This window comes from Vagococcus allomyrinae (assembly GCF_017829975.1).
Taxonomy (GTDB): domain Bacteria; phylum Bacillota; class Bacilli; order Lactobacillales; family Vagococcaceae; genus Vagococcus_D; species Vagococcus_D allomyrinae.
The window spans coordinates 16,448-30,331 of sequence record NZ_JAEEGA010000023.1; the positions used below are offsets into that span (position 1 = coordinate 16,448).

The 13,884-nt window shown below is 42.6% G+C and carries 16 protein-coding genes; all 16 read right to left on the reverse strand.

Going from position 1 to position 13,884, the window contains the following annotated elements; all coding sequences use genetic code 11:
- Positions 1-17: 17 nt before the first annotated feature.
- The 16 genes from I6N95_RS24415 to atpA all read right to left on the reverse strand — a co-directional run bounded on the left by I6N95_RS24415 (position 18) and on the right by atpA (position 13,876).
- Positions 18-671, reverse strand: a complete 654-nt coding sequence (locus I6N95_RS24415) for a CBS and ACT domain-containing protein (protein ID WP_209532401.1) — start codon at positions 669-671, stop codon at positions 18-20.
- A gap of 3 nt (positions 672-674) precedes the next feature.
- Positions 675-1,379 carry an ABC transporter ATP-binding protein gene (locus I6N95_RS24420; protein ID WP_209532403.1) on the reverse strand — a complete coding sequence of 235 codons (705 nt, stop codon included), beginning with the start codon at positions 1,377-1,379 and terminating at the stop codon, positions 675-677.
- A complete protein-coding gene (locus I6N95_RS24425; RefSeq protein WP_209532405.1) occupies positions 1,379-2,155 on the reverse strand; it encodes an ABC transporter ATP-binding protein in 777 nt (258 codons plus the stop codon). Before I6N95_RS24425 ends, I6N95_RS24420 begins: the two co-directional genes overlap by 1 nt.
- Positions 2,133-3,131 carry a branched-chain amino acid ABC transporter permease gene (locus I6N95_RS24430; RefSeq protein WP_209532407.1) on the reverse strand — a complete coding sequence of 333 codons (999 nt, stop codon included), beginning with the start codon at positions 3,129-3,131 and terminating at the stop codon, positions 2,133-2,135. The genes I6N95_RS24425 and I6N95_RS24430 overlap by 23 nt, the downstream gene beginning before the upstream one ends.
- A 10-nt stretch (positions 3,132-3,141) precedes the next feature.
- The gene (locus I6N95_RS24435; protein ID WP_209532409.1) at positions 3,142-4,029 is read right to left on the reverse strand and encodes a branched-chain amino acid ABC transporter permease; all 888 of its coding nucleotides are present in this window, start codon (positions 4,027-4,029) and stop codon (positions 3,142-3,144) included.
- A 98-nt stretch (positions 4,030-4,127) separates the two neighbouring features.
- The gene (locus I6N95_RS24440) at positions 4,128-5,306 is read right to left on the reverse strand and encodes an ABC transporter substrate-binding protein (RefSeq protein ID WP_209532411.1); all 1,179 of its coding nucleotides are present in this window, start codon (positions 5,304-5,306) and stop codon (positions 4,128-4,130) included.
- 330 nt (positions 5,307-5,636) lie between these two features.
- Positions 5,637-6,515 carry an ROK family protein gene (locus I6N95_RS24445; RefSeq protein WP_209532524.1) on the reverse strand — a complete coding sequence of 293 codons (879 nt, stop codon included), beginning with the start codon at positions 6,513-6,515 and terminating at the stop codon, positions 5,637-5,639.
- Positions 6,516-6,563: 48 nt separating this feature from the next.
- Complete coding sequence (locus I6N95_RS24450; RefSeq protein WP_209532413.1) at positions 6,564-7,019, reverse strand: GNAT family N-acetyltransferase; 456 nt, start codon at positions 7,017-7,019, stop codon at positions 6,564-6,566.
- The gene (yidD, locus tag I6N95_RS24455) at positions 6,991-7,293 is read right to left on the reverse strand and encodes a membrane protein insertion efficiency factor YidD (RefSeq protein ID WP_209532415.1); all 303 of its coding nucleotides are present in this window, start codon (positions 7,291-7,293) and stop codon (positions 6,991-6,993) included. Before yidD ends, I6N95_RS24450 begins: the two co-directional genes overlap by 29 nt.
- A 132-nt stretch (positions 7,294-7,425) precedes the next feature.
- A complete protein-coding gene (locus I6N95_RS24460) occupies positions 7,426-7,605 on the reverse strand; it encodes a DNA-directed RNA polymerase subunit beta (protein WP_209532417.1) in 180 nt (59 codons plus the stop codon).
- Between the two features lie 25 nt (positions 7,606-7,630).
- Positions 7,631-8,944, reverse strand: a complete 1,314-nt coding sequence (murA, locus tag I6N95_RS24465; RefSeq protein ID WP_209532419.1) for a UDP-N-acetylglucosamine 1-carboxyvinyltransferase — start codon at positions 8,942-8,944, stop codon at positions 7,631-7,633.
- Between the two features lie 97 nt (positions 8,945-9,041).
- Positions 9,042-9,281, reverse strand: a complete 240-nt coding sequence (locus I6N95_RS24470; protein ID WP_209532421.1) for a DUF1146 family protein — start codon at positions 9,279-9,281, stop codon at positions 9,042-9,044.
- Between the two features lie 265 nt (positions 9,282-9,546).
- Complete coding sequence (locus I6N95_RS24475) at positions 9,547-9,966, reverse strand: F0F1 ATP synthase subunit epsilon (RefSeq protein ID WP_209532423.1); 420 nt, start codon at positions 9,964-9,966, stop codon at positions 9,547-9,549.
- A 16-nt stretch (positions 9,967-9,982) separates the two neighbouring features.
- Positions 9,983-11,386, reverse strand: a complete 1,404-nt coding sequence (gene atpD / locus I6N95_RS24480) for a F0F1 ATP synthase subunit beta (protein WP_209532425.1) — start codon at positions 11,384-11,386, stop codon at positions 9,983-9,985.
- Between the two features lie 19 nt (positions 11,387-11,405).
- Entirely contained in the window at positions 11,406-12,326 is a 921-nt protein-coding gene (locus tag I6N95_RS24485) for a F0F1 ATP synthase subunit gamma (RefSeq protein ID WP_209532527.1), read from the reverse strand.
- Between the two features lie 17 nt (positions 12,327-12,343).
- On the reverse strand, positions 12,344-13,876 hold the full coding sequence (atpA, locus tag I6N95_RS24490; protein ID WP_209532427.1) for a F0F1 ATP synthase subunit alpha: 1,533 nt from the start codon (positions 13,874-13,876) through the stop codon (positions 12,344-12,346).
- Positions 13,877-13,884: the final 8 nt, after the last annotated feature.

Genomic DNA, 13,884 nt, shown 5'->3' on the forward strand with positions numbered 1-13,884 from the left:
GATTCTTTAAATAGGAGCTAGGTATTGGCTTCTGTTTTAATAGAAGATAAAACATTGTACCCTTTATCCTTTAAAATCGTACCAATGGCTGCTTCTTCAGCGTTAGACAGTTGCACGACAATGGTCGGCTGTTTCTCATTGCGGTAGACAACGATTTGAACCACATTGATCTCATTTTCAGCAAATGTTTGGGCTAAATCGGCTAAAATCCCTTGATGGTCATCTTGAACTTCGATTACGAGACGCACCCCATCTTGATTGTAGCCCGTGATTTCTAGAAAAGCGTCAAAAATATCGTTATTAGTAATGATCCCAACGATTTCACCACTTGCTGAACAAACAGGCAGTACGCCAACATTTTTCTGACGCATCTTATAAATGGCGTCTTCCAGCAACGCACCGGCTTCAATGGTTTCAACTTGTTTGATCATGACATCGGCAACGGTCGTCTTATTTAATAAGTAGGTGGCTTCATAAACGCTTAAACTGGTCGCTTTCGAAGGCATCGCTTCTTGAATCGTACCTTCGGTTAAAAGACCGATCATCTTGCCGTTCTCAATGACTGGCAAACGATGGATCTGATGCTCATTCATCAATTCAACCGCATCGTTAATTTTGACTTCTTTTGTCACAGTGATTAATTTGGTGGACATATAATTTTCAACAATCATCAGTTAACCTCCTAAGTATGCTTTCTGAACCTCTTCACTTGCTAGCAATTCTTGGCCAGTTCCACTTAACACAATTTTCCCCGTTTCCAAGACATAACCTCGATCAGCAATTGACAAAGCCATATTAGCATTTTGTTCAATCAATAAGACCGTAGTTCCTTGTTTTTGGATATCTTGAATGATGTTGAAGATCTCTTTAATAAAGATCGGCGCCAACCCCATTGAGGGCTCGTCTAAGAGGAGTAATTTAGGTTGTGACATCAGCGCTCGCCCCATGGCTAACATCTGTTGTTCGCCTCCTGAGAGGGTCGAGGCGTCTTGGCCTTTCCGTTCAGCTAAAATCGGAAAACGCTCAAACACTTCTTTCATCATCTTTTTGTTTTCTTCTTTATTTTTGCGCAAGAAGGCGCCCATCTCTAAATTTTCCAAAACTGTTAAGCCTGGGAAAATATGACGACCTTCTGGAACTTGAGAGAGACCAGCAGCCACAATTTTTTGAGGCGGCACTTTTTCAATCGCCACCCCCTCAAATTCAACTGTGCCAGTAGTCGGTCGGATCAAGCCGGAAATCGTTCTTAAAATAGTGGTTTTGCCAGCGCCATTCGCCCCAACTAGGGAGACGATTTCACCTTGGTTTACTTCAAAGGTGATTTTTCTAACAGCTTCAATCACGCCGTAATGAACCGAAATATCGTTTACTTTTAACATTACAACTCACCGCCTAAATACGCTTGAATTACTTTTGGATCATTTTTTATCTCTTCTGGTGTCCCTTTGGCGATCAAACGACCATATTCCAAAACATACAATCGTTCGCATACATCCATCACTAAAGACATGTCGTGTTCGATCAACAAGATGGTAATGCCGAACTCCTGTTGAATTTTGCGAATCAACTTGGTCAATTCTGCTGTCTCCTGGGGGTTCATACCGGCAGCTGGTTCGTCTAAAAACAGCACTTTCGGTTCCGTTGCTAAGGCGCGAACAATTTCCAACCGTCTTTGTTCACCATATGGTAAGTTTTTCGCCAAGGTGTCAATTTTATCTTCCAAATCGAAGATCGCCAAGAGTTCGATTACTTTGCGCCGCATCTCTGCCTCTTTTGCATAAAATTTTGGCAGACGTAACATGCTAGTCAAGAGTCCGACTTTATTTTTGCCGTTCATGGCAATCAAGACATTATCCATGACCGTTAAATCTTTAAACAAGCGAATATTTTGAAACGTTCGACTCAACCCTAAAGCGGCAATCACGTAGGGCTTCTTGCCATTTAAGACTGCTTCTTGACCGTCGATGGTCAGCTTGACGGTCCCTTCAGAAGGCTCGTATACGCCTGTCAGCAAGTTAAATAAGGTGGTCTTGCCGGCACCGTTCGGTCCGATTAGGCCGACTAATTCATTTTCTACCAACTCGATATTCACATTGGAAACGGCAGCCAAGCCACCAAAGTTTTTCGTTAAATTACTTACTTCCAGTAGTGACATGGTCATCGCCCCCTGTTCCCTTTTTATTCAACAGTTTTTTAACTGAAAATTCCCACGTTCCAAGCAACCCACCTGGTTTAAAAATCATGATAATGATCAGCAACAACGAATAGATAATCATTCGTAATTCACCGATATCCCGCAGGAAGTAGTTCAATACCCCTAGCAAAATAGCTGCCACAAAGGTACCTGTTAAACTGCCGATGCCGCCGAAAACAACGATAATTAAAATATCTACCGATTTCATAAAGGCAAAATCTTTTGGAATAATCATGCCCACATAACTGGCATGTAACGAACCAGCAACACTAGCCGTCATGGCGCCAATAATAAAGGCAGTCACTTTATATTTCGTTGTATTGACGCCCATAGATTCTGCCGCGATCTCATCTTCCCGAATGGCCAGGGTTGCTCGACCTGGTCCGCTATGAATATAATTGGCAATCACAACCGTCGTAATCACCATAAACACAAACACCATTTGCCAATTCGCAAAAGCTTCAATTCCAAAGATGCCAGCAGCACCGCCAGTGGCAAATAAACCGCCGTCTGACTGGTCATTGCCATTGACGATCACAATGCGGATAATCTCCGCAATCCCAAGTGTTGCGATGGCCAGATAATCGCCTTTGAGCCGCAAGGTTGGCACACCAACCATGCCAGCAACTGCGCCAGCAATGACCATTCCCACTAAAATACTCAGAAAGAATCCTAAAAGTCCAGGCAACTTGTTGGCAACCATCCCAGTTGCATAGGCACCAATCGCCATAAAGCCAGCATGTCCTAGGGAGAACTGCCCAGAAAAACCGATGATCAAGTTCAAGCCACTAGCCAAAATCACGTTGATCCCAATGGTAATCAGTAAATCCTGAATCACTGGATTGATAACGCCGATTTGTTGAAATAGCATAATAAGCAAATAGACAGCAACTGCTAGGCCTAGCCAGACAACATTATATCGTAAATTCTTTTTCATCTGTCATCACCTAAACTTTCTCTTTAACATTTTTACCAAGTAAGCCTGCTGGTTTAATTAGTAAAATAACGATTAGAATCCCATAGACGATGGCATCTTTATACTGAGCCATGCCTTCAATTGGAGAGCCACTGATAAAGGTTTCAATCACGCCGATGGCAAACCCACCTAAGGCGGCTCCTGGAATAATCCCAATCCCTCCAAAGACGGCGGCCACGAAGGCTTTCAAGCCTGGGGTGACACCCATCAACGGGTCAATGCTGTTGTAATAGAGTCCAATTAGAACACCGGCAGCTGCCGCTAAGGCCGACCCAATCGCAAAGGTAAATGATATAGTGCGGTCGACGTTAATGCCCATTAACTTAGCTGCATCTGGGTCGACACTAACCGCACGCATCGCTTTTCCCATCTTGGTTCCTTTAACGATGAATTGCAATAAAACCATTAGCACAATGGTTGTCACCAAGATGATCACTTGAATATTGCTGATTTCGAATAAGCCTAAGTCATAATTTTTCGGTTTAATGGCTTGAGGGAAGGCTCGCACTTCTGGCCCTACAAAATAAACCATTAAATTTTGGATCAAAAAGGACACGCCAATTGCGGTAATTAAGGCCGCAATCCGAGTGGAGCCTCGTAATGGCCGATAAGCCAAAAACTCAATCAAAACACCAATGATTGAGCAACTAATCATTGAAAGTAAGAGGGCCGGTAAAAAAGGCAACCCAATTTTTGAAATTAAATAATAGCCGATAAACGCCCCTAACATGTAAATCTCACCATGGGCAAAGTTAATCAATTTAATAATACCATATACCATCGTATAGCCTAGAGCAATCAGAGCATAAATACTCCCTAATGAAAGCCCATTGATCAGCTGTTGAAAGAATATATCCATAATGCATCCCTTCCATTCTAAAGTTATAAAGAGGGAGAGACAGTCGTCTCACCCTCTCCCCTTTGCTTGTTAGTCGTTAAACAAGCGATTTATTCCCTTTACGGTTCAACAATATCAGAACTGGTTTCTTTTCCTTCTGTCAAACCAATTACTACTGCAGCTTTCTCAGGGTTGTGATCTTTATCGATCGACATTTTACCGGTAACACCGACAAAATCTTTTAGTTTAGCCAATTCATCTTTGATTTTCACACTGTCTGCTTCGCCAGCTGCTTCAATCGCATCTTTTAGCATGTAAACAGAGTCATAAGCCAAGGCGTTAAATGAGCTTGGTGTTTTATCTTTATACTCTGCTTTAAAGTCTTTCACAAAATCGGCCACTTTATCCGTGGCAGGCGCATTTTCAGAGAAGTGAGACGTGTAGTATACTTCGTTGACATTTTCAGCTCCAGCAATTTCAACTAACTTAGGATCAGAGAAACCATCTGCCCCTAAAATCGGCTGGGTAATGCCCATTTCCCGTGCTTGTTTAATGATCAAACCAGCTTCTGTGTAATACCCTGGAATGTAGATGAAATCAAAGTCTTTGTCTTTGATTTTCGTCAAAGTTGCTTTAAAATCTTTGTCCTTTTCAACAAAGTTTTCGTTGGCCACAACCTCACCTGTAAAGGTATCTTTAAAGGCTTTTGTTAGACCTTTACCGTAGTCACTTGAATTATCACCAATAATAACTGCTTTTTTACCCCCAAGGTTATCTGAAGCATATTTAGCCAAGATGCTTCCTTGGAATGAATCCTGATAACAAGTTCTAAAGATAAACTCTTGAACCGTTTCATTGGCAACCGTGATCGCATCGTCGGTCCCTGAAGGTGTAATTGCTGGGACCTGGGCTTTAGTCAAGTTGGGAATCGTCGCTTTAGTAGCACCTGAAGTCGCTGGCCCAATTATCGCCACGACACCATCATTGGTCAAACTTGCGGCAACGGAAACGGCCTCGCCAGTTTCTGATTTGTTGTCTTTGACCACTAGCTTAATTGGTTTGCCTAAAATCCCACCATCGTCATTGATCTTTTTAACCGCTAACTCAATGCCTTCTTTTTCTTGAATACCATAAGCCGAAACCGCCCCTGATAACTCAAGGTTGACCCCGATTTTAATTTCTTTATCATCTTTTCCAGCAGCGTTACCGCTACCTGCTGAGCCAGCACTATCACCACCGCCACAAGCAGCCAATAGCAACATCGACGCTGCCATCAAAAATCCAAATTTTTTCTTCATAATAAAACCCCCGTGTATTAGTATCTCTTTAAAAATAAATTTAAGATGTATCTTAATATAAGGGATATTGCATCTAATGTCAAGAATTTTCTGACAATTCGTTTTCAACTATTCACATCTGCATTTTTGGGCAGGTCAATTTTGTGCAGTTATGCCGTAATGAACGCCAAAATTTCGCTATTTCTGGAAATCCATCAGGCAGAAACGAATAATCGTTTTATCGATTTCTTCACAAAGTTGTAAAAAAAGAGAGGCTATCTGACTAAGGGAATCTGTTCATCATTTCTGATGGCCTGTCATTCCCTAATCAAGTAGGCCTCTCTCGATCATCTAGCTAAGGGTCTGTTGCTGATAAAAATTGGCAACGGCCCCAATTAAATTGGCATCATTTTTAAATTCACAGGTTTTAATGACTGGTTCAAAGTCAATAATTTCATGATCTGCAAACAGTTCTAGCACGCGCCGATTGACCTCCTCTAACAAACCAGGTTTGGCAGAGACACCGCCACCGATCACGATACATTCCGGGTCCAAGGTAAATTGTAAGCTAAAGACCCCTCTTGCCACGTAATTGTAAAAATTTTCAACTTCTTCTGCAGCGATCTCGTCTCCCTCAGTAGCTAAACGAAAGACCTCTTCACCAGAGACGCTCCCTTTTTCTAAATCATGACGGAGACAATAACGATCAGCCATTTTAACAGCTGTCCCGACCCCGCTAAAGGTCTGGTTGCCATCGAGGTAAATCAAACCAAATTCGCCGCCATAGAGGTGAGCGCCTTTTTCCACTTGACCGTTTTTAATAATCGCGCCGCCTACGCCTGTTCCTAAAACTAAAAACAAGACATCTTGATACTCTCGAGCGGCCCCTTTCCAAACTTCCGCCATCCCTGCAGAGTTGGCATCATTCTCAAAAGCCACTGGTAAACCAAAATACGCTTCTAATTCAGCTTGAATTGGGAAGTGGTGAATATAAGGAATGGCACTAATCCCTTCAATCACTCCCTTTTGACTATTAACTGCCCCAGGCGCACTAATCGCAACGCCTTCTAAGTCTTCCTCTGAAAAACCGTCTTTTACCGCTTTCATTTGGCTTTTTAAGTCTTGCCATGTCTTGGGTGTCGGAAACTGTTCTTGTTGCTCCAACCGATCATTTTTCCACAATCCATGCTTGATTCCTGTACCGCCCCAGTCAAAAACTAAAACTGACATATGTTCCCCTCGCTTCATGATAATCTTTCCTCTATGAGTATACCTTGTTTAAATAATTTTTTCTAGAATAACTTGATGTTTAAGTAATTGTCCTGCTTCATAAATCGGTTCAGAATAATGCTCAATAAAGTAGTTTTCGATGACCTCTTTCACCGTAAATCCCAGATGTTGGTAAAGGCTCAATGCTGGACCTGAAATGTCTCCCGTCTTAATCACAACTTTTACTGGAACAAGCTCATCTTGAAGTTGTCCGATACCATAGGTTAATAATTGACGGCCAATCCCTCGCCCTTGAGATTCCTCGGCAACAGCTAAATTCATGACTTCATACTGAGTGGCTGACTGCCTTTGGATCACGATCACGCCAACGACTTTTGGCCCTTCCCGATAGACGTAGACCGTGGATGTCTCAAGATAGACTGCCACTTTTCCCCGCTCAGGATCTGCTAATAGTAACAGCTCCCACGGGTATTCCTCAGTGTTTGTGATCACAGTGATGCTCATCTTTTAACCTCCGATCATAGGGTCCGTGATACTCTTGGTCCGGGTTTCGCCGTAGCGTAAACTTAAAGGGGACATAATCGATGCCGCCTCGAATAAAAGGGTGACACCTTAAGATTCGGCCCAGCCCCATGACAAACCCCTTAAAAGCACCGTGAGTGCCTACCGCATCCACCATGTATTGAGAACAGGTCGGATGATAACGACAACGACGAGGCACCCCTGGAGAGATTCGTCTTTGATAAAATGTAACCACACTAATAATAATTTTTTTCATAACTATGCCCCTATCGTTTTCCCCTAACACTTCTCATCAACACGCAACTTTCTTCTGTAGCCACGGCCAATATAACGATGTCCCCAAAAATCAAATAAAAGGCCGTGAACATCGTTCTGTCCACGGCACGGCTTATTTAAAGAAATCAGTAATATGGGTCCAGGTTTCTTCCTTAAAGACATCCTTTGATTTGCCATCACCGATGACCCCATAACCGATCATCGTACCTGCTACAAACAAGCCAAGTATGAGGGCAATCACAATGATTATTTTCAATAATTGTTTTAGGACATATTTTGTCGATGTACCCATAGATGAGCTCCTTGATATTGATTATTTAGACTTTTTCACTGCTGATAACTTTTTTTGCCACTACGACATTACCTAAACGATCATAGCGTTCAATTTTAGCGCCTAGACTTCTCAATTTCTCATGGAAATTGTAGTAGCCACGATCCAAGTATTCTAAATGAGTCACTTTAGTCTGATCTTCAGCTACTAAGCCTACTAAAACCAAGGCAGCAGCGGCACGCAAATCTGTGGCAGCAACTTCTGCTCCATGTAAGGTTGAACGGTTGTAAATATAAGCGACATTATTGTCAATCTTGAAATCCGCTCCCATTTTAGCCATTTCAACTAGATGTTGGTAACGATTCTCAAAAACGGTTTCTGTGACCACACTAGTACCTTCGGCTACGGTTTGCAACGCACTCATCTGCGCTTGCATATCCGTTGGAAAACCTGGATGAGGCAGAGTCTTAATGTCAGTGGATTTTAGGGTTTTAGGACCAATAACACGGATGCCATCCCCTTCATCAATGACTTCAACACCCATTTCTCGCAATTTTGAGACTAATGGACCATTGTGCTCAATCATTGCTTCTTCGATGTAAACATCACCTTCTGTCATAGCGGCGGCAACCATAAAGGTGCCTGCTTCGATCCGATCTTGCACGATCCGGTGAGAAACCGCGACTAACCGCTCGACACCATCGATTTTCATGGTTTCAGTTCCGGCACCACTGATCTTCGCTCCCATCTTGTTTAAGACATTTGCGAGATCGACAATTTCAGGTTCTCTTGCAACGTTTTCGATGGTGGTTGTCCCTTTGGCACGAACGGCGGCCATCATGATATTTTGCGTGGCCCCAACACTTGGAAAATCCAAATAAATACGAGCGCCAACTAAGCCGTTTTCAGCATGTGCTTCAATGTAGCCATCTTCTTGTTTGATGGTGGCTCCTAGTGCTTGGAATCCTTTTAAGTGCAAGTCAATTGGACGTGAACCGATGGCACAGCCACCTGGCATCGCCACGCGTGCGTGGTTGTTTCGCGCTAATAGTGGTCCCATGACCACGATCGAGGCTCTCATTTGACTGACGTATTCGTATGGCGCCTCATCCAATAATGGACGGCTGGCATCAATTGTCATCGTGTTATTATCTTCATCAAAGTTAATTTCTGTATTTAAATGTTTAATTACTTCTTTCATCATAAAAACATCGGATAAGATCGGGACATTTTCTAACGTCGTCATTCCCTCTTCTGCCAATAGGCTAGCTGCTAAGATAGGCAAGACTGCGTTCTTCGCACCCTCAATTTTAACATTTCCTTTTAGCTGGTTGCCGCCTTGAACAATAATATGATCCATCGTGTTCCCCCCAAGATATTTTCAAACAAACTCCGACTAGTATAACATACCTTGCGAATCATTGACAGTACAATCATCATATTTTAATATGACTGTCTTACGGTTGTACTATTGTTAACATAAAATTACGCACTAATGTCATGCATTCCAAGAAAAAAGAACTGGCTGTAAACCCAATTGCAAACGAGATCAGCAAGAACAACATGCGAATTCGCGTCGTGTTTGTTTGTTTAAAGAAGGACTCAGTACGCAATGATTGCATGGCCCAAAAAGTTAAGTACACAAAGGCAAAGTGACTGACTAATCTGACTAAGGCATCAATTCCATAAACTTGCATAGGGTCGATCCTCCTTTATATTTTTGAAACTGTTTATAGTTTAGCATAGTTAATGAAAAAAAAAAAGAAAGAGTGCCTAAAAAGAAGTCTTAAACTAGCGAATTTACAGCATTCTTAATACTATACATACATTTAACGAACGGAAATCATCTCAATATTCAGGTGATTAAACGAAGAGATTACGACTAGACCCACTGATACTCCTTTGTTTGCTCCACAAAAAAAACACCAGATAAGAATTATCACATTCTCATCTGGTATTTAACTATTTACGCGACACGTTAATCCGGTTAATTGCACGTGATAAGGCAACTTCTGCCCGGCGTAACTGATCAATATCGTGTTCTTTTTTAGCCTCTTCGATAATCTCTTCCGCTCGTTGTTTGGCACGTTCTGCTCGAGAAACATCGATATCGCTTGGTTTTTCCGCACTATCTGCAATAATCGTCAAAATATTATCACGTACTTCCATAATGCCACCATTAATTGCCACAATATCTTGTTCTTTGCTATCACGGTCGTTTTTAATACGAACTTCATCAATCGACAATGGCACGATAATCGGGGCGTGATTGGGTAAAATTCCCAACTCGCCATCGATCGTCCGAACCACTACTAATTGCGCTTCAGGATTTTCATAGCTAAGACCATCTGGAGTCACTATCTCTACTTTTAAGTGAGCCATAGTTCTACCTCCATTCTTAATAGCCTAATGATTTGGCTTTTTCGACTACTTCTTCAATACTACCGACACTTCGGAAGGCTTCTTCTGGTAATTCATCGTATTTCCCGGCAAGAATTTCCTTAAAGCCGCGAACCGTTTCCTTAACAGGAACATAAGAGCCTTTTTGACCCGTAAATTGTTCGGCTACGTGGAAGTTTTGTGATAAGAAGAATTGAATACGACGAGCACGCCCAACTAAGATTTTTTCTTCGTCTGATAGCTCGTCCATTCCCAAGATTGCAATGATATCTTGCAATTCGCGGTAACGTTGCAAGATGTGTTGCACTTCTGTCGCTGTCTTATAATGTTCATCGCCGACAATTTCCGGTGCCAAAGCACTTGAAGTTGACGCTAGTGGGTCAACAGCCGGATAGATTCCCATCTCGGTTAAGCGACGCTCTAAGTTCGTCGTTGCATCTAAATGGGCAAAAGCCGTTGCGGGTGCCGGATCGGTATAATCATCCGCTGGCACATAAATCGCTTGAATAGACGTGATCGACCCTTTTTGCGTCGAGGTAATCCGTTCTTGTAATTGCCCCATTTCTGTTGCAAGAGTAGGCTGGTAACCAACGGCAGAGGGCATCCGACCTAAAAGAGCCGACACTTCTGAACCTGCTTGGGTGAAACGGAAAATATTGTCAATAAACAATAACACATCCTGACCTTCAACATCACGGAAATATTCCGCAATCGTCAAACCAGTTAGCGCAACCCGCATCCGTGCACCTGGTGGCTCATTCATCTGACCAAAGACCATGGCCGTCTTTTCAATAACGCCAGACTCTTTCATCTCGTAATAAAGGTCATTTCCTTCACGAGTTCGCTCACCCACACCAGTAAACACAGAGATTCCCCCATGTTCTTGGGCGATATTATTAATTAGTTCTTGGATTAACACGGTTTTACCAACACCGGCACCACCGAAAAGTCCGACTTTACCACCTTTTAAGTAAGGTGCCAATAAATCGATGACTTTAATCCCTGTTTCTAACAGTTCAGAACTTGTTGCTAATTCAGAAAAAGTTGGTGCTTTTTTATGAATACTGCTTTTTTCAACATCATCGGCAAATGGTTTTTCCAAATCAATGGTTTCGCCCAAGACGTTAAAGACACGACCTAAGGTCTCTTTACCGACTGGGACGGAAATAGACGCGCCGGTATCCAGCACTTCCATCCCTCTTTGTAAGCCATCTGTTGATTCCATGGCAATCGAGCGAATCACGCCATCACCAAGTTCAAGAGCGACTTCTAAGACCACCTTTTGTTTCGAATTTGCTTTGTAGACAATTAACGAATTGTTAATGTCTGGTAAGGATTGATCTAATGGAAACTCCACGTCGACAACGGGACCGATTACTTGAACAATCTTGCCTGAATTCATTCCACATTTCCTCCCGTCACTACTCTAATGCCGCTGCTCCGCCTACGATTTCCGTAATTTCTTGGGTAATCGCTGTTTGGCGGGCACGGTTATATGAAATAGTTAAATCGTCAATAATATTTTTTGCATTATCTGTTGCGCTCTTCATCGCCGTCATCCGAGCGGCATGTTCAGCGGTTTTAGCGTCTAAAATGGCGCCATAAATCAAACTTTCAGCATACTGAGGTAGTAATTTGTCAAGAATTGCTTCTTCACTAGGCTCAAGAATATACTCAAGCTCATAATCTTTGACCTCACCTGCATCCAAGTCGGAGATAGGCAACATTTTTTCCGCTCGAAACTGTGACGCCAATGAGTTAATATGGTGATTGTAGCAGACATATAACTCATCAAAAATTTCGTTTTCGTACATCTGAACTGCTGCTTTTACGATTTTTCGGACTTCTTCAAAGGTTGGATGATCGCTTAAACCACGAAGTTCATAGGCCATGTTCATGCCGCGGCTTTTAAAAAAATCCGCTCCTGCACTGCCAATCGCCATCATGACGTACTCTTGATCACTGTCATGGTCTTCTGCTAACATGTTCAACGTTTGCTTGATTACCGAGCTGTTGTAACCACCTGCTAAGCCTTTGTCAGCCGTAATCACGATATAACCTGTTTTTTTAATCGGTCGCGATACTAACATACTGTGATAGTCATCTGGGTCAACGTCTTCAAATAAATCAATCTCCGCATCCCCTTCAATGTATTCCAGTTGGGTTGCTGCCAAATGTGTGACAATTTCCCGAACTTTTTCTGAATACCGCTGAAAATTACGGGATGAGGCTTCCGATTTGTTCAATTTAGAGCCAGAGACCATCTGCATCGCACTCGTAATTTGGCTGGTTTTTTTGGTCGAGGTGATTTTTCGTTTAATTTCAATTAATGATTCAGCCACACTCATTCACCATCTTTCTAAGCGTCAGCACTCTCCGCTACCTTATTTGTCGCTAAAAACATTCCTTGATACTCTCCGATAGCGGCATCAAGATCAGCTGACTCAGGTAGATTTTTAGTTTCACGGATATGAGCAAAGATATCAGGATAATTATCATCGATAAAGTCAAATAATTCCTTTTCAAAACGTAAAATATCATCTACAGGAATGCTGTCCAAGAAACCATGGGTTAAGGCGTATAAAATGGTCACTTGTTTTTCAACAGCGATCGGGCTATGAATGTCTTGTTTTAAGATTTCAACTGTTCGACGCCCACGGTTTAATTTAGCTTGTGTGGCGGCGTCCAAGTCAGATCCAAATTGGGTAAAGGCTTCTAATTCACGATAACTAGCTAAATCCAGTCGTAGAGTTCCTGCGACTTTTTTCATGGCTTTGATTTGAGCAGAGCCTCCTACACGTGACACTGATAACCCAGCATCAACGGCCGGACGGACACCTGAATAGAACAAATCATTTTGCAGATAAATCTGACCATCTGTTATCGAGATAACGTTCGTTGGAATGTAAGCTGAAATATCACCTGCTTGAGTTTCAACGAAAGGCAAAGCCGTCATTGACCCACCCCCTAAATCATCGCTCAATTTAGCGGCACGTTCCAGCAAACGGGAATGCAGGTAGAAAACATCTCCTGGATAGGCTTCCCGACCTGGCGGACGACGTAAGAGTAAAGAAAGTTCCCGGTAAGCTGCCGCTTGTTTAGATAAATCATCGTAAACAACTAAGACATGTTTCCCTTGATACATAAATTCTTCACCAATCGCAGCACCAGCATAAGGGGCGATATAAAGTAAGGGCGCCGGTTGTGAGGCACTAGCAGTGACAACAATCGTATAATCCATGGCACCATAGCGCTTTAAGGTTTCAACTTGAGCTCTAACCGTTGATTCTTTCTGACCGATGGCCACATAAATACAGATCATGTCTTGACCTTTTTGGTTGATGATCGTGTCAATCGCAACCGTTGTTTTGCCTGTTTTACGGTCACCGATGATCAGTTCACGTTGTCCGCGACCGACTGGTACTAAAGCATCAATCGCTTTAAGTCCTGTCTGTAAAGGCTGATCAACCGATTGACGTTGCATAACTCCTGGAGCAGTGGCTTCAATCGGACGAGTGTTGGTCGTTTTAATATCGCCTAGCCCGTCAACTGGCAATCCTAAAGCGTTGATTACCCGCCCGATCATCGCATCACCGACAGGTACTTCCATAATCCGACCAGTTCGTTTAACTTTATCCCCTTCACGAATCGTCTCAAAGTCGCCTAAAATAATAATCCCAACATCATTTGATTCTAGGTTTTGAGCCATTCCGTATGAGCCATTTGAAAATTCTAATAGTTCGCCACTCATGGCATTCTCTAACCCATAGGCGCGAGCAATACCGTCACCAACGTAGGTTACGACACCGACTTCATCTACAGCCAAAGCGTCTGCGTAATTGGCGATCTGTTGTTTAATGAGCGCACTAATTTCTTTTGCTTTTATGCTCACTGATTGTC